Raw genomic sequence first — 23278 nt, 5'->3', positions numbered from 1 at the left:
AGTGGTGCCCGCCACCTTGGGATGCTGAGCGCATGACGGACACCCCGGCCCGGCTGCTCGGCCTGCTCTCGCTGCTCCAGACGCCACGGGAATGGCCGGGCAGCGAACTCGCCGGCCGGCTCGGGGTCAGCCCGCGCACGATCCGCCGCGACATCGACCGGCTGCGCGAGCTCGGCTACCCGGTCGAGGCCAGCCGTGGCGTCGCGGGCGGGTACCGGCTGGTCGCCGGCACCGCGATGCCGCCACTGGTGCTCGACGACGACGAAGCCGTCGCGATCGCCGTGGGACTGCGGACCGCCGCGGGGCAGTCCGTTTCCGGGATCGAGGAGGCGTCGGTGCGGGCGCTGGCCAAGCTGGAGCAGGTGCTGCCCGCCCGGTTGCGCCGCCGGGTGGGCACGATCGGCACGGCGACGGTCGCCGTGCCGGCCACCGGGCCCGTCGTCGACCCCGCGCAGCTGACCGTGTTCGCCGGTGCGATCACCAACCACGAGACGGTCCGCTTCCGCTACCGGGCGAACGACGGAGCCGAGACCCGGCGCCGGGCCGAGCCGCTCCGGCTGGTCGCGGCGGGGCGCCGCTGGTACCTGGTCGCCTACGACCTCGACCGGGCGGACTGGCGCGTCTTCCGCGCCGACCGCGTCCGCGACGCCCAGGCGACCGGCGGCCGCACCACCCCGCGCAAGCCACCGGCGGCGGACCTCGCGGCCTACGTCCTCGACCGGCTCTACGACCTCGCGCCGACGTACCGCGCGGTGGCTGTGTTGGCCGAACCGGCGGCGCAGATCGCGGCCCGGCTCGGCGTGGCGGCCGGCGAGCTGACCGACCTCGGCGACGGCCGGTGCCGGTGGCGGACCCACGCGGACACGCTGGACTGGCTCGCGTTCCGGCTGCTGGGCCTGGGATGTGAGTTCACGGTCGAGGAACCGGCGGAACTGGTCGGGCACCTGAAGGTGCTGGGCGCCCGCGCCCACGCGGCGGCCGGTGAGCCTCTGCCGCGTTGAAGGGCAGGATGTCGCGCGGCCGCGAGGGGACGACGGCCGGGCGCGGCAGGCGATGACCGCCGGCGCGGTCCGCCTGTTCTTCGATGGTCTGTGCACGGGATTTCCTCCCCCGCTCGGGGCGGTGGGCCGGCCCACCACGGACCGGCCCGCCGCCGCTGGTCAGCTCGGCTCACCTCCGTCCAGGTCCGTGCGCCTGCTCGGCGGCACGGGGAGGTAGCAGCCCGGGTTCTCCGGGTCGCAGCCGACGCGGGGCAGCCGGGCGCGGATGCCGCCGGGGGTGCGCTCGAACGACGTCGCGATTTCGGCGACGCTCTCGCCCGCGATCCAGCGGCTTTCCAGTTCCGCGTCCATCTCCTCGTTCCACGGGCGGCCTTGCTGGGCGGGGCGGCCGGCGGATCTTCGCCGCGGAGGCCGGGCCGCGCCGGTCGCGGAGAGCAACTCCTCGGCGACCAGGTCGGCGACCGTGGCCGCCACCGCGACGTCCAGGTCGAGGCTGCCCTCGGCGACCGGTTCGCCGCCGGGGCCGCCGGCTTCGAGCGTGATCATGACCTTGGGGGTCGGTTCGGCGCGGTCGAGGTCCGTCCTGGTCGCGACCACGATCTGGTAGGTGGTTTCCTGTGCCCGGATCTCGGTCCGGCGCTCTTCGATGATCGACATGCCCCGAAGCTAGCGCGCACCCCCGACAATTTTCGGCCACGCGCTGCTCACGGCCGACTTCGCTCCGAAATTGTCGGACCCCTCCTCTAGCGTCGCAGGCGACCACACCGCGTCACGAGGAGGCGACGATGAGACACCGGCGGACAAGACGGTGCCCCGGTCCGGACGAGCCGGACCGGGGCACCGGGTGGGACTTGCGCTCAGAAGTGCAGCAGCTGGGCCAGCGTGCTCTGCTTCTCCTGGGCGGCCTTCGCGGAGCTGTCCGACTTCTGCGCGGCGGCGCCGTCGGGCACCGGCGGCGGGACCGGGCTGCACTGGACGTCCGAGTGGTTGCCGGGCTGGCGCTTCGGCAGGGCGCCGGTGGCCAGGTAGTCGGCGATCTTGTCGTCCACACAGGACACCCCGGACAGCGAACCGGCGTGCGTGGTGCCGCCCGGCGCGCTGATCAGGCTCGACTTCGGGAACCGCTTGCGGACCTCGAGGCTGCCGGCGTACGGCGTGGCGGCGTCGAGCTCTTCGCTGATCAGCAGCGCACCGGACACCTTGCTGCCGTCGATGTTCACCGGCTTGCCCGCCTTCGCCGGCCAGAACACGCAAGGCGCGTTGAACCACGCGTTGCCCCAGGTCTCGAACGGGGCCTTGAAGTAGGTGATCCAGTTGTCGGCGCGCCACTTGTTCCAGTTGGTCGGCCACTGCACGTCGGTGCACTGCACGCCGAGGTAGACGGCGAAGCCGTTGTCGTCGCCCGGCGGGTTCGAGTTGTCGTAGAGCGCCTTGAGCGTCTGCCAGTCACCCTTGTGCACGTAGCCGTCGAAAGCCTTGGCCATGTCGACCCAGCCGAAGACGTAGTAGCCGGCCTGCAGGAAGACGTCGGTCCACTCGTCGCCGCCGATGACCCCGCCCGCGGGGTTCTTGGTGAGCTTGCGCTGCGTGTCGTACCAGAGCTTCTCGACGGCGCCACCGGTCTTGCCGAGGTGGTAGACGTTGTCGTAGGACGCCAGCCAGTCGAAGTAGATCTTGATGTTCTTGCCGAACGCGACGTCCTGGTCGAGGTTGGCCTCGTACCAGACCTTGCGCGGGTCGACGTTGCCGTCGAGCACCATCCGGCGGACGTTCTTCGGGTACAGCGTGCTGTACACCTGGCCGAGGTAGGTGCCGTAGGAGAAGCCGTAGTAGTTGATCTGCTTCTCGCCCAGCGCCTTGCGCAGGCTGTCCATGTCCTGCGCGACGTCGGTCGTCTTGATGTGGTCGAGGATCTCGCCGTTCGCGCGGCACGCGTCGGCGTACCCCTTCGAGCGGGCGAGCCACGTCTTCTCCAGCTGCGGCGTGGACGGCACGTACGCCGGCCGGTTGTAGCTGAAGTAGTTCCCGTCGCAGCTGATCGACGGCTTGCTGGACCCGACGCCCCGCGGGTCGAAGCCGATCCAGTCGTAGTTGTCACCCGCGTGGTTCGGCACGTACTTGCCGAGCACCGAGAGGCCGAGACCGGAGCCGCCCGGGCCGCCCGGGTTCACCAGCATGACGCCCTGGGACTGCGCGGTCTTGTGCTTGATCCGCGACACCGCGACGGAGACCTTCGTCCCGCCCGGCTTCGCGTAGTCCATCGGCACCTCGAGGAAGCCGCACTCGGCGCCGTTGGCCTTGAGGCTCGCCGACGCGCAGGGCCCCCAGGCGATCGGCGCGGGGGTGAACTGCACCCCGGGATCCGCCGAGGCGGCGGGCGCGGCGGCCATCAGCCCGGCCGCGAGCCCCGCGGCGGCGACGGCGGCAACGATTCTTTTCACAGTCGTCCTTTTCGTCCGCATTCGACAGAGTTCGCCGTATTTCGACGAAACTACCGGCAACCTTGGACAATCTCGTCGACCGACGCGACTTCCGCCATCCGCCTTTCGTCGGGACCTGCGCCCGCCGCCGAGTCCCGGAACTGTCGGTGGCCGGAAGTACGCTGCGGGTCGCCGGAAGGCGCAGGGAGGACGGATGAACGTGGACGATCGGCTGGTCAAGGCGATCCGCACCGGGCTGGCGGAGCTGGCCGACCCGGCGAAAGCGCCCGCGATGCAGGCGTACATGAAGTCGGCGATGCCGTTCCGCGGGGTCGCGAAACCGCAGCGCAGCGTGCTGATCAAGCGGGTGCTCGCCGACCACATACTGCCCGATCGAGTGACATATTCAGCGACCGTCCTGGAGTTGTGGCGGACCGCCGAATTCCGCGAAGAGCGCTACGCGGCCATCGATCTTTCCGGCTATCGGGCGTACCGCGGCTGGCAGGACGCGGAACTGGTGCCGATGTACGAGGAAATGATCGTCAGCGGGGCCTGGTGGGACCACGTGGACGAGCTCGCGATCCGCCGGATCGGCCCGATCCTGCGTGCCGACCGCCCCCGGCTGACGCCGGTGCTGCTGAGGTGGGCGACCGACCCCGACCTCTGGCGCCGCCGGACGGCGATCATCTGCCAGGTCGGTGCGAAGGAGGAGACGGACACGGACCTGCTGACCCGGGCGATCGAGCCGGCGATCGCCGAGCCGGAGTTCTTCCTGCGCAAGGGAATCGGCTGGGCGCTGCGGGAGTATGCGAAGACGGCGCCGGACTGGGTGCGGTCCTTCGTGGACGATCACCCGGGACTGTCCGGACTGTCGAGGAGGGAGGCACTCAAGCACATCGGCTGACCGGGAAGGGCGGATCTCGCGCGACCAGAACGCGAAGCAACGGGCTGCCGACACGCGCGCGACCGCGGCGGAACGTGAGCACGCAAGCCGCGCCCACACGCGACCGCTCCTCGCGAGCCAGAACGCGTTGGCACGGCTGGCAGCCCGAGGCGATCGCCGCAGGACGCGGCCCGGCGACCACACGCCTGGATGTGGGCACCCAAGCAGCCGACACACGCGCGGCCGCACCGGAACACGAGCACGCAAGCCACGCCCCGCGCACGACTGGGCCGGAACGCGAAGAAGGGCCGGTTGCCCGGCCCCTCTCCTTCAGCGTCGTGCCTTCCGTCAGGCGCGCAGAGCCGCCTCGAAGCGCTCGCCGGCCGCGGCCACCGCGGCGTCGCGGGCCTTCGTGGCCTCGTCGACCGTCAGGGTGCGGTCGGCTGCCCGGAAGCGGAGCTTGTACGCCAGGGAGCGCTTGCCCTCGCCGACCTGCTCGCCCGCGTACACGTCGAACAGCGTGATGTCCTCGAGGAGCTCGCCCGCTCCCTCGCGCAGCACCGCCGCGAGGTCCGCCGACGGGACGTCCGACTTCGCCACCAGGGCGACGTCGAGGAGCACCGGCGGGTAACCCGACACGCTCGGGGCGGGGCGGTCGTCCGGGAGCGGGATCGCGTCGAGGTCCAGCTCCATCGCGACCGTCCGCGGCGGCAGGCCGAGGGCCTCGACCACCTTCGGGTGCAGCTCGCCGGCGTGGCCGATCGGCCAGTCGCCGACGCGCAGCTGGGCGCAGCGGCCCGGGTGCCACGGCGGGAGGTCCGTTGCCTGGACCGTCAGCTCGACGCCGGCGGCCTCCGCGATCGTGCGGGCGGCCTGGACCGCGTCGGCCCAGCTCGCCGGCTCGCCGGCACCCCACCAGCCCGCGCGGTGGCGGTGGCCGGTGAGGACCACCGCGACGTGCAGGGGCTGCTGCGGGACCGCGGCTTCGAGGAGGGCCAGCTCCTCGTCGCTCGGGCGCTGGTCGACGCCGAGGTCCGGGACCTTCAGCGGGTTCGGCGCGGGCAGCACGACCTGGCCGATGTGGTACAGCGAGACGTCCTTCATCCCGCGGGACACGTTGCGCTGCAGCGTGTCCAGCAGGCCCGGCAGCAGCGTGGTGGCCAGCCGGTTGCGGTCGGCCTCCAGCGGGTTGCGGACGACGACCGCGTTGCGGCGGACGTCGTCTTCCGGCAGGCCGAAGGCGTCCCACACCGAGTCGCCGACGAACGGGAACGGGCGCACCTCGATGTAGCCCGCCTCGGCGAGCGCACGGGAAACGCTCCGGACGCGCCGCTGGGCGTCGGTCAGGCCGCGGCCCGCCGGGGCGGCAGGCAGCGTCGACGGGATGCTGTCGTAGCCCTCCAGCCGCAGGACCTCTTCGACGAGGTCCGCGGGCTGGCGCAGGTCGCCGCGCCAGCTCGGGGGGACCGCCGTGACCAGGCCGGTGCCGTCGTCGCCCGTGCTCACCGCGACCTTGCAGCCGATCTGGGTGAGGCGGCGGACCGTGACGCCGCGCTGGTAGTTCACGCCCGCGACCTTGTCCGGCAGGTTGATCGGCATGACGACCGGCGGGTTCGGCTCGACCGAGCCCTCGTCGGTGCGACCGGGGCGGATCGACGCGTCGCCGTATTGGCGCAGCAGGCGGGCGGCCAGCTCGACGGCGGCCGGGCACAGCTGCGGGTCGGTGAACCGCTCGAAGCGCTTGGCGGCCTCGGAGAACAGCTTGTGCCGCCGCGCGGTGCGGCTGATCGCGGCCGGGTTCCAGTGCGCCGCTTCGAGGAGCACGTCGGTGCTCTCCGTCGTGATCTCCGTGCTCGCACCACCCATCGTGCCCGCCAGCGAAATGACGCCGCTGTCGTCGGCGATGACGATGTCGTCCGGGTCGAGCGCGCGCTCGACGTCGTCCAAAGTGGTCAGCTTCTCGCCCGGCTTCGCGCGCCGGACCACCAGGTCGCCCTGGATGGCCTTGGTGGCGAACGCGTGCAGCGGGTGGCCGAGCTCGAGCATCACGTAGTTGGTGACGTCGACGGCCAGCGAAATCGACCGGATGCCGGCCAGCATCAGCCGTCGGCGCATCCACCACGGCGTCGGCGCGGTCGCGTCCAGGCCGGTGACCCGGCGCAGCACGAACCGCGGGCAGCCTTCCGGGTCTTCGACGCGGACCGGCCAGGCGTCGCCCTCGGCCGCCGGGACCTCCAGCAGCGCCGGGTCGCCGAAGGGGACGTCCAGCGCGTTCGACAGCTCGCGTGCGAGGCCGCGGATCGAGAGCGCGTAGCCGCGGTCCGGGGTCGGGGCCAGCTCGATGACCGTGTCGTTCAGGCCGAGGAGTTCCTGGGCCTCGTCGCCCGGGCTCGCCGTGCCCGAGGGCAGCACGAGGATGCCGGTGTGGTCGTCGCCGAGGCCGAGCTCGCGGGCCGAGCAGATCATGCCGTCGCTGACGCGGCCGTACGTCTTGCGGGACGCGATGGCGAAGTCGCCGGGCAGGACGCTGCCCGGTAGCGCGACGACGACCAGGTCGCCCTCGGTGAAGTTGCGGGCGCCGCAGACGATGCCGCGGGTCTTGATGCCGTGCGGGCCCTCGTCGAACTCGCCGTCTTCGTCTTCCTCGTCTTCGTCTTCCTCGTCTTCGAGCGCCTCGTCCTCGTCGGCGGGCTCACCGACGTCGACGCGGCAGAACCGGACCGGCTTCTTGAACTCGGTGAGCTCTTCGATCTCGGCCACCCGGCCGACGACCAGCGGCCCGGTCACCGGGCCGAGCTCGCTCAGGTCGTCGACCTCGACGCCGATCCGCACGAAGGCGTCGGCGAGGTCCTGCGGCGTGATCTCCTCGGTGAGATCGAGGCGTTCGGTCAGCCAGCTGACTGGAACTCGCACTACGCCTCCGTTCCGAAGGGAAGGGTGAAGCGGACGTCGCCCTCCACCATGTCGCGCATGTCCGGGATCCCGTTGCGGAACTGCAGGGTGCGCTCGATGCCCATGCCGAAGGCGAAGCCGGAGTACACGTCCGGGTCGACGCCGCAGGCGCGCAGCACGTTCGGGTTGACCATGCCGCAGCCGCCCCACTCGACCCAGCCGGGGCCGCCCTTCTTCTCCTCGAACCAGACGTCCACCTCGGCGGACGGCTCGGTGAACGGGAAGAAGTGCGGGCGCAGGCGGGTCTTGGAGCTCTCGCCGAACATCGCGCGGGCGAAGGCGTCCAGGGTGCCCTTGAGGTGCGCCATGGTGATGCCCTTGTCCACCGCGAGGCCTTCGACCTGGGTGAACACCGGGGTGTGCGTCGAGTCGAGTTCGTCGGTCCGGTACGTGCGGCCCGGGCAGACGACGTACACCGGCAGGTCGCGGTGCAGCAGCGTGCGGGCCTGCACCGGCGAGGTGTGCGTGCGCAGCACCAGGCCGGAGTCCTCCTCGCCGACGTAGAACGTGTCCTGCAGCTGGCGGGCCGGGTGGTCCTTGCCGAAGTTCAGCGCGTCGAAGTTGAACCACTCGGCTTCGAGCTCCGGGCCCTCGGCGACCTCGTAGCCCATCGCGACGAACGCGTCGGCGACGCGCTCGGAGATCGTGCTGATCGGGTGGCGGGCGCCGCGCGGGACGCGGTCCCACGGCAGCGTGACGTCGACGGCTTCTTCGCGCAGGACACGCTCGTCGCGCTCCACCTGGAGCTCGGCGCGGCGGGCGTCGAAGGCCGCCTGGACGGCCTGCCGGGCCTCGTTGACGCGCTTGCCCGCCTCGGCCTTCTCCTGCTTGGGCAGGGCGCCGATCTCGCGGCGGGCCAGGCCCACCGGGGCCTGGTCACCGAGGTGCGCGGGCTTGACCTCGGCCAGCGCCTCGAGCCCGGTCGCGGCGGCGAACGCCGCTTCGGCGGCCTTGACCGCCTCCTGCAGCGTTTCGGGGGCCAAAACCGCGCCCTGGGCTTCCTTCTCCTTGGCTCCGGACATAACTCCTCGGCGTCCGCTGGGACTGGTTCGTTCGGGCGCCGCCGGACACGCGGCGCACGAGAGGTCAAAGGCGGGAAAAGTCTATGGGATCGGGTCCGCGCGCCCCCGGTCGCCCCGTGGCCGCGCGGCCACCCGCTCACCGCGCGGGGAAAACCCCCGCGAAGTCGGCGTCCGCGAACTCGCCGGCCACCACGCCCTCGGCGGCGTAGCGGTACAGCGCGGTCTGGTAGATGCCGGACAACGTCGAGGTGAAGACGGCCACCAGCACCGACCAGACGAGCGCGAGGCCGAGGCAGACGAAGACGGTGGCCGGGCCGCCGCCGAGCAGGAAGCCGGCCAGCACGAGCACGGCGTAGCCCGCCAGGCTCAGGATGAAGCCGATCAGGCCGATCCCGATGCCGCCGGCGACGTTCTCGCCCCACGTCCGGCGGAACAGCTCCACCGACCGCCGGACGCCGGCCTTCACCCCCGCGCCCTCGAGCACGACGACGGGCAGCACGAGGAACGTCGTGAGCCGCCAGGCCAGGCCGATCAGGCCGGCGACGAACTGGCCGAGGAAGCCGAGCCGCTCCTCGATCGCGCGCAGGACCAGGCTGACCGTCGCGGAGACGGCGGCCCAGCCGAGCAGCGCCGGCCACCGGCGCGCGGCCGCGGCCAGGCCCGCCCCGACCGCCGGGACGCCGCCGCGGAGCGCGACGTCGGCCTGGGTGATCAGCGCCGCGTTGAAGAAGATCGCGACGAACGCCGAAGCGACGTAGAACGCGGCGAGCAGCACCCACGACCCGGCCGTGGGGCGGCCGCCGTCGGCGATCTCGACGCGGGAGAGGAAGAACGCCGGCGTCAGGAACACCCCGGCGACGAACAGCCCGGCGAGGCCGGCCAGCACCGGGAACCAGGCCAAGCCCCGGTGGGCGCGCAACACCCGCACCGAAGCGGTGAACAACGCGTACGAACGAGCGAGCTTGCCCATGGATCCCCCCGGAACGATCTGGTCGGGCGGAGCCTAGCGGCTGGTCAGCGGTGTGCCGCCAGCGCACTCGTGTAGACGCAGACCGCCGCCGCGGTGGCGAGGTTGAGGCTCTCCGCCTTGCCGTACAGCGGGATCCGGACCGCGAGGTCGGTGCGCTCGAGGACGTCGGCGGGCAGGCCGTGGGCCTCGTTGCCGAAGACCCAGGCGGTCGGGGCGGTGAGATCCACACGATCGAGTTCGGCGTCGGCGTAGCCGTGGGCGGCGAACGTCCGCAGGCCCGCGGCCGAGCAGGCGGCCAGCGCGGCGGGCACGTCCCGGACCCGCGTGATCGGCAGGTGGAAGAGGCTGCCGGCGGCGGCGCGGACGCACTTGCCGTTGTGCGGGTCGACGGTGTCGCCGGCCAGGACGACCGCGTCGGCGCCCGCGGCGTCGGCGACGCGGATGACCGTGCCCGCGTTGCCGGGGTCGGCGACGTCCACGAGCACCACGACGAGCCGGGCGCCCGGCGTCACGGCCGCTTCGAGCGGACGGTCGAGCAGCGCGCAGACGGCCACGATGCCCTGGGGCGTCACGGTTTCCGACAGCCCGTCGGCGGCGCGGTCGGTGATCGGCGAGACCCCGACGCCGGCCGCGCGGGCCGTCTCGAGGAGGTCCGCGTGCTGCTCCGCCGCGCGGGCGGTGACGAACAGCTCGTGCACGGTGCCGTGCTCGAGCGCGGCCTCGACGGCGTTGGCGCCTTCGGCCAGGAAGCGGCCGGTCTTGTCGCGTTCCGCACGCCGCGTCAGCTTGCGCGCAGCAACGACCCGGGGGGTCCGTTCGGTGAACGGATCCGCCCCGGGCCGGGGAAAGCTGCCGGTCAGGCCGACTTCGCTTCGGTGTTCACGTTGGCCTTGGCGAGCTCGGCCAGCGCGGTGAAGGCGGCGGCGTCGTTGACGGCGAGGTCCGCGAGGATCTTGCGGTCGACCTCGACACCCGCGGCCTTGATGCCCTGGATGAACCGGTTGTAGGTCACGCCGTTCTCGCGGGCGGCCGCGTTGATGCGGGTGACCCACAGGCGGCGGAAGTCACCCTTGCGGGCACGGCGGTCCCGGTAGGCGTAGTTGAGCGAGTGAAGCGTCTGCTCCTTGGCCTTGCGGTACAGCCGCGAACGCTGGCCGCGGTAGCCGCTGGCCAGTTCGAGAGTTGCGCGACGCTTCTTCTGGGCGTTGACCGCCCGCTTGACGCGTGCCACGGGTCCATCCTGTCGATCTCAGGGGGCGAGGGGAAACGCCCCGGGTGGTTACAGCAAGTTCTGCGGGATCAGATGCCGAGCAGGCGCTTGACGCGGCCGGCCTCGGTCTTCGCCAGCTCGGTCGTGCCCTCGAGCCGGCGGGTGAGGCGGTTCGACTTCTTCTCCATGAGGTGGCGGCGCCCGGCCTTCTGGCGGCGCAGCTTGCCCGTGCCCGTGACGCGGATCCGCTTGGACGTACCGCTGTGGGTCTTCATCTTCGGCATTTCAGTCCTCTTTCGTGCGGCGGCTCACCGGAGATTCCGGTGAGCCGCTGACTCGTGCTGGTCGGCGCCTACGCGTCGGGAGTCGGCTCGGGGACCGCCTCGGCCTTCGCCTTCGGCTTCACGTTCTTGTGCGGGGCCAGCACCATGATCATGTTGCGACCGTCCTGCTTGGCCGACGACTCGACGAAGCCGAGCTCCGTGACGTCTTCGGCGAGCTTCTGCAGCAGCCGGTAGCCGAGCTCCGGCCGGGACTGCTCGCGACCGCGGAACATGATCGTGACCTTGACCTTGTTGCCGGCCGCCAGGAAGCGCGACACGTGACCTTTCTTGGTCTCGTAGTCGTGCTGGTCGATCTTGGGGCGCAGCTTCTGTTCCTTGATGACGGTCAGCTGCTGGTTGCGCCGCGACTCGCGGGCCTTCTGCGCGCTCTCGTACTTGAACTTGCCGAAGTCCATGAGCTTGCACACCGGCGGGCGGGCCTGCGGCGCGACCTCGACGAGGTCGAGATCGTTCTCCTGCGCCAGGCGCAGCGCATCCTCTATCCGGACGATGCCGACCTGTTCACCGGCGGGTCCGACGAGTCGGACCTCCGGCACCCGGATTCGGTCGTTGATGCGTGTCTCGGAGCTGATGGGGCCTCCTTGGTCCGAGGAATGTTTCCTGTTCTCGTTCGACCTGGTGCCCACATAGCGAAGGCCCCGGTCACCTTTCGGTGCGCGGGGCCCACTCTGTTTCCGATCGTGCCCCGGAGGACACTTCTTCACCCTGGACTGACGTCCGGGCGAGACCGGACCCGGCCACCTGAACGGTGACGCGGGTGGGAGCGGGGCTCCACTTGCCGCCCCCGATCGCTCAGGGGCTGGTCGCTCGTGGAAGGGTACCAGACGTGTCAGAACAACCCCCCGAACAGCCCCCCTATTCCGAACGGCAGCTCGAGGAGATCCCGAGCGTGGAGGTGATCAGCCGCGCGGCCGTGATGCTGCTGTCGGCCGGCGCCGAGCGGCTCGGCCTCGCCGACGCCGACCCGGAGACCTCCCCGCACCGCGACCTCGACGAGGCCCGCCGGCTGATCACCGCGCTCGCCGGACTGGTGACGGCGTCCGCCGAGTACCTGGGCCTGCACGCCGGCCCGTTGCGGGACGGTCTGCAGTCGCTGCAGAAGGCCTTCCGGGAGGCTTCGGTCGTGCCCGATCCCCCTGGTCAGGGTCCTGGGGAAAAGTACACCGGCCCCGTTTACTGAGCCGACGGCCCGGCCGGTGCGGTGCGCCGGCCGGGCGCTACGGCTTGGACACGCCGGCCGTCGCCGGGCCCGCTCGGGCGTTTCCGGCGCGGCCCGGACCGCCCGCGGACGACACGGGCCAAGCTCTACCCGAAGCCAGGGCTGCGCCAGGGCCCCCGCTTGAGGTCTTGCCGCACCAACCCCCGAAGCACAGGCCGGACCCGCCCGCAGCGAGAAGAGGCGCCGGCCCCCGCCTCCAGCCGAACCGCGCCGGCCCTGCTCGCCGCCGGGCACACTCGAGGCCTCGCCGCACCAACCCCTGAAGCACAGGCCGGACCCGCCCGCGGCGAAAAGGGGCCCCGGACTCCGCCTCCAGCCTTGGCTGCGCCACGCCGGCCATGCTCGCCGTACGAGCCGGACCCGCCCGCGGACTGAGCGGGCGCCACCCTCCTCCCCCACGGAGTCGGGATCACCGTCCGCGACGCGGATCCGTAACCTTCCAGCTGGTCGCGCCGCCGGGCGCCCGCGAACGCCGAAGCGGAACAACGCCACTGGCGCGTCCGCAGCGACCTGAAGAAGTAAGACGGCTCGCAGTTCACCCGACCAGGCCTTCCCCGCCGCGACTCTGACATCTAACATGTTAGATGTGAGTCTTCCGAAGGTCACCCGCCCGCTCCTGCGCGACGAGGCATACGACCACATCCGGCAAGCCATCGTGGACGGGTCCCTCCCACCCGGCGCCCCCCTGCGCGACGGCGACCTCGCCGAGCAGCTCGGGCTCTCCAAGGCGCCCGTCCGCGAAGCCCTCCGCCGCCTGGCCGAAGAACGTCTCGTCGACTCGAAGCCGCAGAGCTACACCCGCGTCTCCGAGGTCATGTCCCCCGACGTCCTCGACGCGAGGGAGATCGTCCGGGTGCTGCACGAGTTCGCCGTCCGGCAGGCCGCCGCGAAGTGCCGTCCGGAAGACGTCGCCGCCATGCGCGCCGCCAACGATCGCTTCGCGAAAGCCATCGAGGCCGGTGACGTCAAAGCGGCGGTCAAGGCGGACGACGAACTCCACGACATCCCCGTTCGGCTGGCCGGCAATGCCGCCGTCGCCGCGACCCTCGACCGCTACACCCCCCTGCTGCGCCGGCTCGAACACGCGCGGTTCAGCTCGGCGCTCGCCTGGAACTCCGTCCTGCGCCACACGAAGCTCATCGACGCGCTCGAAGCCCGCGACCCCGCCACCGCCGTTTCCGTGATCTCGACCATCTGGACCGATCTGCTGGAGGACCGATGACCCTCGCCGACTTCCCCCGCTACCCGCTGTTGTTCGGCCCGTCGCCGGTGCACCCGCTCGAGCGCCTCACCGCCCACCTCGGCGGCGCGAAGGTCTGGGCGAAGCGTGAGGACGTGAACTCCGGTCTCGCCTACGGTGGCAACAAGACCCGCAAGCTCGAATACCTCGTCGCGGACGCCCTGAAGGAAGGCGCCGACACCCTCGTCTCGATCGGCGGCGTCCAGTCCAACCACACGCGGCAGGTCGCGGCCGCCGCGGCGCGGGCCGGGCTCAAGGCCGTGCTGGTGCAGGAAAGCTGGGTCGACTGGCACGACCCGCTGTACGACAAGGTCGGCAACATCCAGCTCTCGCGCATCCTCGGCGCGGACGTCCGGCTCGTCCAGGCCGGCTTCGGCATCGGCTTCAAGGAGGCGTGGGAAGACGCGGTCGCCGAGATCGAAGAGCACGGCGGGAAGCCGTACGCCATCCCGGCGGGTGCCTCGGACCACCGGCTCGGCGGGCTGGGCTTCGCGAACTGGATCGTCGAACTCGAGGAACAAGAAGAAGAACTCGGCGTCTTCTTCGACACGGTGATCGTCTGCTCGGTCACCGGCAGCACGCAGGGTGGGATGGTCGCGGGGACGGCGCTGAGCGGCAAGCCGCGGCGGATCCTCGGCATCGACGGCTCCGCGAAGCCGGCCGAGACCCGCGAGCAGATCACCCGGATCGCGCGGAACACCGCGGACCTGATCGGCGCCGGCCAGATCGCCGACGTCGAGCTGGACGACCGCTACCACGCCGGGATCTACGGCATCCCCGACAAGTCCACTGTGGACGCGATCGAGACGTGCGCCCGGCTGGAAGGCATGATCACCGACCCGGTGTACGAGGGCAAGTCCATGGCGGGACTCATCGACCTCGTCGGCCGCGGCGAGATCGGGAGCGACTCCAACGTCCTCTACGCCCACCTCGGCGGGCAGCCCGCGCTCAACGGCTACACGAGTGTCCTCGGCTGAACCGGTGGGCCGGGAGCGATCCCGGCCCACCGAAGGCTCAGTCCAGCACGCAGAGCACGTCGATCTCGACGAGCAGCTCGCCCGGGAGGCCGACGTACACCGTCGTGCGCGCGGCGTGCGGGGCGTCACCGATCAGCTCGTTGTAGACCTCGTTGAACGGCGCGAAGTGCGCCGTGTCGGTCAGGTACACGCGGACCATGATCGCGTCGGCCAGGCTCGAGCCCGCCTCCGCCAGCACGGCCTCGATGTTCTTGAACGTCTGCCGGGTCTGGCCCACGACGTCGTCGCCGACGATCTCGTTGGTGGCCGGGTCGAACGCGACCTGGCCGGCGACCTGCAGCAGGTTCCCCTTGCGGACGGCCTGCGAGAACTTCGCCGGCGGCTTCGGCGCGTTCTCGGTGGAAACTGCCGTCTTGCTCATCAGTGCCCCTTTCCGTTCCCCGTCCATCCACTGTGGACGGAAGCTTCGTGCGTCGCCGCCCGCAGGTCCGGGACCAGGGCGAGCAGGCCTTCGTAGTCGAGCAGCACCTTCGGCACCGACATCGACGCCGCGGCGAGCACCTCGCCGTCGGCGCCGCGGACCGGGGCGGCGATGCAGTGGATGAAGTCTTCGTGCTCGGCGTTGTCTACGGCGTAACCGAGGTGCGCCACGCGCTCCAGCTCCGCCAGGAAGTCCGACGGCGTGGTGATCGTGTTCGGGGTCAGCACCCGGTACTCGATCGACCGCGCGATCTCCTCGCGCCGGGCCGCGGGCATCGCGGCGACCAGCACCTTCCCCACCGCCGTGCAGTGCAGCGGCGCGCGCTTGCCGACGCGCGAGTACATCCGCACCGAGTGGCGGCCCTCGTACTTGTCGATGTAGACGACTTCGCCGTCGTCGTAGCTGGCCAGGTGCACGGTGTGGCCGGTGCGCGCGTTGAGCGCGGCGAGCGCGGGCTGGGCGCTGCGCCGGACGTCGATCGAGTCGAGCGCCTGGTTGGCCAGGTCGAACATCGCGCTGCCCAGCCGGTAGTACCGGGCGCCTTCGCGGCGGACGAAGTGGTGCTGTTCGAGGGTGCGCAGCAGCCGCAGCACCGTCGACTTGTGCACGCCGATCTCGTCGGCGAGGTCGTCGAGGGTGCGCGCATCCTTCGCGATCGACCCCAGCAGGGTCAACGCGCGGTCCAAGCTCTGGCTCACGTGCGCACCACGCCCTCTCCGGTCAGCCGGGCCGAACTCCACTCGTCCGGATCCGCCTGGAGCAGGCTATCCACCACCTCGCGCGGCAGCGGCACCCCGACGTCGTCGTGGGTGAGCAGCGTCGCGGCGGCCTGCAGGTGCCCTTGGCGCAAGCGGGCCAAGGGCTCGGCGCCGCGCAGGGTCGCGGCGAGGAAGCCGGCGGCGAACGCGTCCCCGGCGCCGACCGGCTCGACGACGTCGACCCGCAGCGCCGGCGAGAACAGCGGTTCGCCTTCGACCAGGGTCGCGCCGCGCTCGCCGTGCTTGACGACGAGCGTGCGCGGGCCCGGCAGGAGGGCGCGCAGCTCGGCCGGGTCGCCGGTCCCCCACACGCGCTGGGCCTCGTCGTCGCCGGTCAGCACGATGTCGGCCCGCGCGGCCAGCTCCGCGAGCAGGCTCGGGTCGCGGCCGGTCCAGAGCGCGGGGCGGAAGTTGACGTCGAACGAGATCAGCCGGTCGCCGCGGGGCATGTCCAGCAGCGCGCGCACGAGCGCGAGGCAGCTGTCGGACAGCGCCGGCGTGATGCCGGACAGGTGGAGCACGCGGACGCCGCCGAGGTCGAGCCGCTCCAGCAGCGACGGGCCCATCCCGGACGCGGCCGAGCCGGAGCGGTAGTAGCGCACCGGGCTGCCGCCGGCGCCGCTTTCCTTGATGTACAGCCCGGTCGGGCGCGCCGGGTCGACCGTGCACGCGCTGACGTCGACGCCGTGGGATTCGACCTCGCGCAGCAGTGCCCGGCCGAACGGGTCGTCACCGACCGCGCTCACCCAGCCGCTGCGCACCCCCAGCGTCGGCAGGTTGCAGGCCACGTTCGATTCGGCGCCACCGATGGTGCGCACCCACTGCTTGACCTCGTCCGGCGGGCCGGGCTCGGCGGGCACGAACAGCGCCATCGACTCGCCGACACACAACACCTCGGGCCCGCTCGTCACTGTCCGTCTCCCTGCCCTTCACCCCGTTGACCTGTGGCGACCCGGATGCTACACCTATGGCACTCAAAATGCGCAACAGTCGTTGCAACATACGCAACAGAGGTCGCCGCCGATGAACTCACCCGCCGCCTGCACCATGAACACCGCCGCGCTCGACGCCCTCCGCCAGGAGCGCGTCGACTGGCGGTTCCGCTCCGCCGCCCCCGCCCTGACCGGGCTGACCCTGGAAGAAGCCGCGGAACGCAGGCTCAACCTCTTCGCCGACGGGTTCTTCGCGCCCTTCGTCGTGCTAGACGACGACGCTCTCGAGCACAACCTGCGGACGATGGCCGCCTGGTGCGCCGCACGCGGCGTCGTGCTCGCCCCGCACGGCAAGACGACCATGGCACCGCAGCTGTTCGCGCGCCAGATCGAGCACGGCGCGTGGGGCGTGACCTGCGCGAACGCCGGGCACCTCCGGGTCTACCGCGCCTTCGGCGTCTCGCGGATCCTGCTGGCCAACCAGCTCCTCGACCCGGCCGGCCTGCGCTGGCTGGCCGCCGAGCTGGCCGCGGACCCGGGCTTCGAGTTCGTCTGCTGGGTCGACTCGGTCCGCGGCGTCGAGCTGATGACCGAAGCCCTCGAAGGCACCGAGCGGCCGGTGGACGTCCTCCTCGAACTCGGTGCCGACGGCGGCCGCACCGGCGTTCGCGACTCCGCGACCGCCTGGGCCGTCGCCGAAGCGGTCGACGCCAGCCCCGTGCTGCGGCTGCGCGGCACCGGCGGCTACGAGGGCGCGCTCTCGCACGGCACCGACGAAGCCGCGCTCGCCAAGATCAGCTCCTATGTGGACGGTCTGCGCGACCTCGCGATCGCCTTCGCGGACAAGGGACTCCTCGACGGGCAGATCATCGTCACCGCCGGCGGCAGCGCGTACTTCGACCAGGTGGCGAACGAGCTGACCAAGCCGTGGCCGGCCGGCCTCGACGTGCTGCCGGTGCTGCGCAGCGGCGCCTACCTCACCCACGACGACGGCTTCTACCGCGAGATCTCCCCGCTCGGCGACCACCCGCGCATCGACGGCGTCGAGTCGTTCCGCCCGGCGCTGCGGGCCTGGGCGCAGGTGACGTCGAAGCCGTCGGACGAGCTCGCGCTGCTCACCATCGGCAAGCGCGACGCGTCCTTCGACGAGGGCATGCCCGAGCCGCAGCTGCGCCGGACGCCCGGCGGCCCGGCCGAGCCCCTCGACGGGCACGTCGTCGCGAAGATGAACGACCAGCACGCGTTCCTCACGCTGCCGCCTGGGTCGCCGGTCGAGGTCGGCGACTGGATCGGGCTCGGCCTCTCGCACCCGTGCACGGTGTTCGACAAGTGGCCGCTGCTGCCGGTGACGGCGGCCGACGGCGAAACCGTCGTCGACCTCGTCCGGACGTGGTTCTGATGGACGTCGTCATCAAGAACGCGCTGGTCGCCGACGGCACCGGCGACCCACTCACCCGCCACGACGTCGGGCTCACCGGCGGCAAGATCGCGAGCGTCGCCGAGGCGGGCTCCCTGGCCGGACGCCGGCACATCGACGCCGACGGGCTCGTGCTCGCGCCCGGCTTCATCGACATGCATTCGCACTCCGACCTGCAGCTGCTGGCCAACCCCGAGCACCCGGCGAAGATCACCCAGGGCGTCACGACCGAGGTGCTCGGCCAGGACGGGCTCTCCTACGCGCCCGTCGACGACGCCGTGCTCGAAGCGCTCCGGCAGCAGCTCGCGGGCTGGAACGACGACCCGGCGGGGTTCGACTGGAACTGGCGCTCGGTCGGCGAGTACCTCGACCGGCTCGACCGGGGCATCGCCGTCAACGCCGCCTACCTCGTGCCGCAGGGCACGGTCCGGATGCTCGCCGTCGGCTGGGCCGACCGGCCCGCCACCGACGCCGAACTGGCCCGGATGAAGGAGCTCGTCGCCACCGGCCTGGCCGAGGGCGCGATGGGGATGTCCTCCGGCCTGACCTACACGCCGGGCATGTACGCCGAGACGAGCGAGCTGGTCGAGCTGTGCCGGGTGGTCGGCGAGCTGGGCGGGTTCTACAGCCCGCACCACCGCAGCTACGGCAAGGGCGCGCTGGCGGCGTTCGCCGAGATGATCGACGTCTCGCGCCGCTCCGGCTGCCCGCTGCACCTCGCGCACGCCACGATGAACTTCTCGGTCAACAAGGGCAAGGCACCCGACCTGCTGAAGCTCCTGGACGACGCGCTCGACGACGGCTGCGACATCAGCCTCGACACCTACCCGTACCTCCCGGGCGCGACGTACCTGAGCGCGCTGCTGCCGAGCTGGGCCACCGAAGGCGGGCTCGACGCCACCCTGGCCCGGTTGTCCGATGTGGATGAACGCGAGCGGATCCGCGCCGAGATCGAGGAGTCCGGTTCGGACGGTGCGCACGGCGTCCCGATCGACTGGGACGCCATCGAAGTCAACGGCGTCCGCAACGAGCACAACGCCCACCTGGTCGGGCACAGCGTCGCCGCCTCCGCCCGCACCCAGGGCACCGAACCGGCGAAGCTGTACTTCGACACGCTGCTGGACGAGAAGCTCGGGACGTCGTGCCTGATGCACGTCGGGCACGAGGAGAACGTCCAGGCGATCATGCGGCACCGCACGCACACCGGCGGCAGCGACGGCCTCCTCGTCGGCACCCGGCCGCACCCGCGCGCGTGGGGCACGTTCCCCCGCTACCTCGCCCGCTACGTCCGCGAACTGGGCGTGCTCGACCTCGCCGAGTGCGTCGCCCACCTGACCGGGCGGGCCGCGCGCCGGCTGCGGCTGACCGACCGCGGGCTGGTCCGCGCCGGGTACGCCGCCGACCTGGTGCTGTTCGACCCCGAAACGATCACCGACACCGCCACCTTCGACGACCCGCGGCAGGCCGCCGCGGGCCTCACGCACGTGTACGTCAACGGCGTCGCCGCCCTCGACGACGGCCGTCCCACCGGCGCCCTCGCCGGACACTCCCTGCGCAACCCCCGGAGAGCCCGATGATCCACTGGCTGCAACACACCACGGGCGGCCTGCTGACGCTCGCCGCCGTCTCGATCGCCGTCCTGCTGCTGCTGATCGTCAAGCTCAAGATCGAGCCGTTCATCGCGCTGATCGTGGTCGGCCTGCTCACCGCACTGGCCGCGGGACTGCCGGTCGGCACGATCGTCGGCACCGCGCAGAAGTCGTCGGACTCCTTGCTGGAAAAGGGTTTCGGCAGCATCCTCGGGCACATCACGGCGATCATCGGGCTCGGCACGCTGCTCGGGTCGATCCTGGAACGCTCCGGCGGCGCGAAGGTGCTCACCGGGGCCCTGCTGCGGGGCTTCGGTGAAAAGCGGGCGCCGCTGGCGATGGGTGTCGCCGGGTTCATCTTCGGCATCCCGGTGTTCTTCGACATCGGCATCTTCGTGCTGGCGCCGCTGGTGTACGTCGCCGCGAAGCAGGGAAAGCGCTCGCTGGTGCTCTACGCGATGCCGCTGATCGCCGGCCTGTCGATCACGCACGCCTTCCTGCCGCCGCACCCGGGCCCGGTGGCGGCGGCCGGGCTGCTGCACGTCGAGCTGGGCTGGATCATCCTCATGGGCCTGGCCTGCGGCATCCCCGCATTCCTCATCGGCGGCGTGCTCTACGCGACCTGGATCGGCAAGCGCATCGACGTCGGGGTGCCCGCCGAAATGATCGTCGCCGAAGAGGAAGGCGAAGAAGAGGAAGACGTGCCGTCGCTGGCGCTGGTCGGCTCGATCATCGCGGTGCCGCTGGTGCTGATCCTCGCCGGTACCTTCGGGAGCATCTGGCTGCCGAAGGGCTCCGCGCTCGCCGGGGTCGCCGCGTTCATCGGCACGCCCGCCGTCGCGCTGACCGTCGCCGTGCTGCTCGCGTCCTGGCTGCTCGGGCTGCGGCGCGGGTTCACCGGCAAGGACCTCAACGAACTGGCGTCGAAGTCGCTGCGGCCGGTCGCGATGATCCTGCTGGTCGTCGGCGCGGGCGCGTTCTTCGGCGCGGTGCTCTCGGCGACCGGGATCGGCAAGGCCGTCGCCGACTCGCTGCACGACGCGGGCCTGCCGGTGCTGCTCGCGGCGTACGTCATCAGCTGCGGCATGCGCATCGCGCAGGGTTCGGCGACGGTCGCGATCGTGACCACGAGCGGGATCATCGCCCCCACCGTCGCCCAGCTCGGGTATTCGCAGGTGCAGCTGGCCCTGCTCGTCATGGCGATCTCCGCCGGGTCGATCATCGCCTCGCACGTCAACGACGGCGGGTTCTGGATCGTTTCGCGCTACTTCAACATGAGCGTGGTGCAGACGCTGAAGTCGTGGACCGCACTGGAAACCGTGCTTTCCGTTTCCGGTTTCGCGGTTTCGGCATTGCTCATGGCCGTGGTCTAGACCATACTGGAGGAAAGCCGCCGCCCGAACCGTTGGGAGACAAAGACGATGACCGGACTTTCCCGTCGTACGTTCCTCGGTGCCGCCGCGGGGGCGAGTGCCGCGACCGTTCTCGGTGCGCAGTTCGCCGCTGCGGACACCACTTCGAAGGGCTGTATCGTCGGGGGGACCGTGTACATCGGCAGCTACACCAGCGGGGCGAACGGGCACGGCCTCGACGTCTCGAGCCGGACGGGCGCCGCGCTCGGGCCCGTCCGCACGATCCCCGGGATCACCGACACGTCGTGGTTCGACCGCAGTGCCGACGGCAAGACGCTGTACGTCACCAACGAAGGCGACCCGGCCGGGTACGTCTCGGCGCTGAGCGTCGCCGACGCCACGAAACCCAAGCTGCTCAACAAGGTTTCGTCCAAGGGCGGCGCGCCGACGCACCTGAGCGTGCATGCGAGCCAGAAGTACGTGCTGGCCGCGAACTACAGCTCGGGCAGCGTCGTCGTGCTGCCGATCCTGGCCGGCGGGAAGCTCGGCGCGGCCACGGATCTCGTGACGCACCAGGCCGATTCCGGGCAGGCGCACGCGCACCAGGTCGTCAACGACCCGACCGGCCGCTGGGTGCTGTCGGTCGACCTCGGCGCCGACTCCGTGTACGTCTACTCCCTCGACGTCGCCACCGGGAAGCTTTCCCTGCACCAGCAGCTGAAGCTGCCCGCCGGCGCCGGGCCGCGGCACCTCGCGTTCGACCGGACCGGGAAGTTCGCCTACGTCCTGCAGGAGCTGCGCCCGGAGGTCACGGTGACGAGCTGGGACGCCGAAACCGGCACGCTGAAGGTCCTTTCCGTCGTCCCGGCCGTGCCCGCCGGAAGCACCGGCGAGCGGTACCCGGGCGAGATCACCCTGTCGAAGGACGGGAAGTTCGCCTACGCCACCGTCCGCGGCCCCAACACCCTCGCGACGTTCGCCGTCGACGGCGCGTCGCTGAAGCTCGTGTCCACGGTGCCGACCGGGGGTAACTGGCCGCGGCACGTGGCCCTCGACCCCGGCGAAAACTGGTTCTACGTCTCGAACCAGCGCTCCGGCACCGTCACCTGGCTGCCCCGCGACCCGGCCACCGGCCTGCCCGGTGCGGTCGCCGGCTCGCTCGCCGTCGGCAGCGTCAACTCCGTCTATTTCGCCTGAACTGTTCAGGTCGCACTGGAGGATCCTCATGAGACTGCGCCGCACCCTGCCCGTTTTCGCCGCGGTCGCCCTGCTGGCCGGCTGCGCGCCCACCCAGTCCGCGCCCGCGGGCAGCGGCGGGGACGAAAAGACCGGCACCGTCCGCGTCTGGCTCTTCGACGAGGCCAACCGCGCGCCGAAGGAGGCCGCGGTCGAGGAAGCCATCACCGAGTTCAAGGCCGCGCACCAAGGCGTCGAGGTCGACGTCCAGTGGGTGCCGGTCGAAGGCCGCGCGGACAAGTTCTCCGGCGCCTTCAACGACCCGAACAACGCGCCGGACGTCGCCGAGTTCGGCAACACCGACGTCTCCAGCTACGCCGCCACCGGCGCGCTCGCCGACCTGACCGGCGACCTCGCGTCGTGGGGCGAGGGCAAGGACCTCATCCCGACCGTGCTCGACACCGCGAAGTCCGGCGGCAAGACCTACGGCCTGCCCTGGTACACCGGCATCCGCGCGTTGTACTACCGCACGGACGTCTTCACCGAGCTGGGCCTGAAGCCGCCCGCGACGCTGGCCGAGCTGACCGACACCGCGCGCCGGATCCGCGCCGCCAAGCCGGACCTCTACGGCATCTCCGTCGGCGGCAAGTACACCTACGCGATGCTGCCGTTCCTCTGGGCCAACGGCGGCGAGCTCGCGAAGGACGACGGCGGCAAGTGGAAGTCGGCCGTGACCGAGGAGAAGGCGAAGACCGGCGTCGCGCAGTACGCGAGCCTGCTCAAGGACGACGTCTGCCCGCCCGCGCAGTGCGCGAACCTCACCGGCACGCAGAGCGTCACGGCGTTCGCGGGCGGCAAGGCCGGCATGACCATCGGCGGCGACTTCAACCGCAAGGCCGTCGACCAGGGTGTGGCGAAGGGCAAGTACGCCGTCGTCCCGCTGCCGGGCGCCACGGCGGGCAGCATCGCCCCCGCGTTCGCCGGCGGCAACCTGCTGGGCGTCTTCAACGCGAGCAAGCACCGCGGCCTGGCGCTGGAGTTCATCGAGCTGCTCGGCGGCGCGAAGTACCAGGAGAAGATGTACACCGCGATGGGGAACCTGCCGACGCTGAGCACCGTGCAGCAGAAGCTCGCCGCGAACGACCCGTTCCTCAAGCCGTTCGTCGAAACCCTGAAGTCGGGCACCAAGTTCGTCCCGGCGACGCCGGCGTGGTCGAAGATCGACAGCCAGAACGTCCTCCCCACCGCCGTGCAGCAGATCGCGACCGGCGGCAAGGACCCGGCGGCGGCGCTCACCGACGCCGCGGCCGCGATGGACAAGGCCTTCGGCTAGTG

The 23278-nt window shown here is 71.4% G+C and carries 22 protein-coding genes; 10 read left to right on the top strand and 12 right to left on the bottom strand.

Translation table 11 applies throughout. The features are described 5' to 3' along the window. Positions 1-32 precede the first annotated feature (32 nt). Complete coding sequence (locus AB0B33_RS12855) at positions 33-1001, top strand: YafY family protein (protein WP_360770336.1); 969 nt, start codon at positions 33-35, stop codon at positions 999-1001. A 159-nt stretch (positions 1002-1160) separates the two neighbouring features. Here AB0B33_RS12855 and AB0B33_RS12850 read toward each other — a convergent pair whose 3' ends face one another. Both AB0B33_RS12850 and AB0B33_RS12845 read right to left on the bottom strand, forming a co-directional pair. After that, a complete protein-coding gene (locus AB0B33_RS12850) occupies positions 1161-1658 on the bottom strand; it encodes a helix-turn-helix domain containing protein (protein ID WP_360770333.1) in 498 nt (165 codons plus the stop codon). Between the two features lie 200 nt (positions 1659-1858). Then, positions 1859-3442 carry an alpha/beta hydrolase gene (locus tag AB0B33_RS12845; RefSeq protein ID WP_360770330.1) on the bottom strand — a complete coding sequence of 528 codons (1584 nt, stop codon included), beginning with the start codon at positions 3440-3442 and terminating at the stop codon, positions 1859-1861. Between the two features lie 193 nt (positions 3443-3635). Here AB0B33_RS12845 and AB0B33_RS12840 point away from each other — a divergent pair, with 193 nt between their 5' ends. Next, entirely contained in the window at positions 3636-4325 is a 690-nt protein-coding gene (locus AB0B33_RS12840) for a DNA alkylation repair protein (RefSeq protein ID WP_360770326.1), read from the top strand. 327 nt (positions 4326-4652) lie between these two features. Here AB0B33_RS12840 and pheT read toward each other — a convergent pair whose 3' ends face one another. The 7 genes from pheT to infC all read right to left on the bottom strand — a co-directional run bounded on the left by pheT (position 4653) and on the right by infC (position 11428). Continuing rightward, positions 4653-7217, bottom strand: coding sequence for a phenylalanine--tRNA ligase subunit beta (pheT, locus tag AB0B33_RS12835; RefSeq protein ID WP_360770324.1), 2565 nt, complete (start codon positions 7215-7217; stop codon positions 4653-4655). After that, on the bottom strand, positions 7217-8278 hold the full coding sequence (gene pheS, locus AB0B33_RS12830) for a phenylalanine--tRNA ligase subunit alpha (RefSeq protein ID WP_086856942.1): 1062 nt from the start codon (positions 8276-8278) through the stop codon (positions 7217-7219). The genes pheT and pheS overlap by 1 nt, the downstream gene beginning before the upstream one ends. 136 nt (positions 8279-8414) lie before the next feature. Further along, on the bottom strand, positions 8415-9248 hold the full coding sequence (locus AB0B33_RS12825) for a DUF6159 family protein (RefSeq protein WP_360770320.1): 834 nt from the start codon (positions 9246-9248) through the stop codon (positions 8415-8417). A 44-nt stretch (positions 9249-9292) separates the two neighbouring features. After that, positions 9293-10108: an RNA methyltransferase gene (locus AB0B33_RS12820; RefSeq protein WP_360770399.1), complete on the bottom strand. Its 816-nt coding sequence runs from the start codon at positions 10106-10108 to the stop codon at positions 9293-9295. Further along, on the bottom strand, positions 10105-10479 hold the full coding sequence (gene rplT, locus AB0B33_RS12815) for a 50S ribosomal protein L20 (protein WP_247021499.1): 375 nt from the start codon (positions 10477-10479) through the stop codon (positions 10105-10107). Before rplT ends, AB0B33_RS12820 begins: the two co-directional genes overlap by 4 nt. Before the next feature lie 68 nt (positions 10480-10547). Then, on the bottom strand, positions 10548-10742 hold the full coding sequence (gene rpmI / locus AB0B33_RS12810; protein WP_086672342.1) for a 50S ribosomal protein L35: 195 nt from the start codon (positions 10740-10742) through the stop codon (positions 10548-10550). 68 nt (positions 10743-10810) lie between these two features. Next, on the bottom strand, positions 10811-11428 hold the full coding sequence (gene infC / locus AB0B33_RS12805; RefSeq protein ID WP_247021497.1) for a translation initiation factor IF-3: 618 nt from the start codon (positions 11426-11428) through the stop codon (positions 10811-10813). Between the two features lie 200 nt (positions 11429-11628). Between infC and AB0B33_RS12800 the strand changes: the two genes are divergently transcribed. The 3 genes from AB0B33_RS12800 (at position 11629) to AB0B33_RS12790 (ending at position 14238) form a co-directional block, all read left to right on the top strand. Continuing rightward, on the top strand, positions 11629-11982 hold the full coding sequence (locus AB0B33_RS12800) for a DUF1844 domain-containing protein (RefSeq protein WP_247021495.1): 354 nt from the start codon (positions 11629-11631) through the stop codon (positions 11980-11982). A 625-nt stretch (positions 11983-12607) separates the two neighbouring features. Then, complete coding sequence (locus AB0B33_RS12795; RefSeq protein WP_360770316.1) at positions 12608-13243, top strand: GntR family transcriptional regulator; 636 nt, start codon at positions 12608-12610, stop codon at positions 13241-13243. After that, the gene (locus tag AB0B33_RS12790; protein ID WP_360770313.1) at positions 13240-14238 is read left to right on the top strand and encodes a 1-aminocyclopropane-1-carboxylate deaminase; all 999 of its coding nucleotides are present in this window, start codon (positions 13240-13242) and stop codon (positions 14236-14238) included. The genes AB0B33_RS12795 and AB0B33_RS12790 overlap by 4 nt, the downstream gene beginning before the upstream one ends. Positions 14239-14275: 37 nt before the next feature. On the opposite strand, the gene AB0B33_RS12785 is transcribed toward AB0B33_RS12790, so the two are convergent. From AB0B33_RS12785 to AB0B33_RS12775, 3 genes are read right to left on the bottom strand one after another with little or no spacing between them, the layout of a single operon-like run. Beyond that, entirely contained in the window at positions 14276-14659 is a 384-nt protein-coding gene (locus AB0B33_RS12785) for a RidA family protein (protein ID WP_354819661.1), read from the bottom strand. After that, positions 14659-15417, bottom strand: a complete 759-nt coding sequence (locus AB0B33_RS12780; RefSeq protein WP_247021487.1) for an IclR family transcriptional regulator — start codon at positions 15415-15417, stop codon at positions 14659-14661. The genes AB0B33_RS12785 and AB0B33_RS12780 overlap by 1 nt, the downstream gene beginning before the upstream one ends. Beyond that, positions 15414-16388, bottom strand: a complete 975-nt coding sequence (locus AB0B33_RS12775) for a sugar kinase (protein ID WP_360770309.1) — start codon at positions 16386-16388, stop codon at positions 15414-15416. Before AB0B33_RS12775 ends, AB0B33_RS12780 begins: the two co-directional genes overlap by 4 nt. Before the next feature lie 112 nt (positions 16389-16500). On the opposite strand from AB0B33_RS12775, the gene AB0B33_RS12770 reads away from it, so the two are divergent. From AB0B33_RS12770 to AB0B33_RS12750, 5 genes are read left to right on the top strand one after another with little or no spacing between them, the layout of a single operon-like run. Then, positions 16501-17808: an amino acid deaminase gene (locus tag AB0B33_RS12770; RefSeq protein ID WP_360770306.1), complete on the top strand. Its 1308-nt coding sequence runs from the start codon at positions 16501-16503 to the stop codon at positions 17806-17808. Continuing rightward, complete coding sequence (locus AB0B33_RS12765) at positions 17808-19403, top strand: D-aminoacylase (RefSeq protein WP_360770303.1); 1596 nt, start codon at positions 17808-17810, stop codon at positions 19401-19403. The genes AB0B33_RS12770 and AB0B33_RS12765 overlap by 1 nt, the downstream gene beginning before the upstream one ends. Beyond that, positions 19400-20788, top strand: a complete 1389-nt coding sequence (locus tag AB0B33_RS12760; RefSeq protein WP_360770300.1) for a gluconate:H+ symporter — start codon at positions 19400-19402, stop codon at positions 20786-20788. Before AB0B33_RS12765 ends, AB0B33_RS12760 begins: the two co-directional genes overlap by 4 nt. 48 nt (positions 20789-20836) lie before the next feature. Next, positions 20837-21964, top strand: coding sequence for a lactonase family protein (locus tag AB0B33_RS12755; RefSeq protein ID WP_360770297.1), 1128 nt, complete (start codon positions 20837-20839; stop codon positions 21962-21964). A gap of 28 nt (positions 21965-21992) precedes the next feature. Next, complete coding sequence (locus tag AB0B33_RS12750) at positions 21993-23276, top strand: extracellular solute-binding protein (protein ID WP_247021476.1); 1284 nt, start codon at positions 21993-21995, stop codon at positions 23274-23276. Positions 23277-23278: the final 2 nt, after the last annotated feature.

Origin of the sequence: Amycolatopsis sp. NPDC049159, from assembly GCF_040648295.1 — a bacterium.
GTDB classification, from domain to species: Bacteria; Actinomycetota; Actinomycetes; order Mycobacteriales; family Pseudonocardiaceae; genus Amycolatopsis; species Amycolatopsis pretoriensis_A.
The sequence above is the reverse complement of the archived record's forward strand: the minus strand, read 5'-3'. Positions and strand labels throughout refer to the sequence as shown.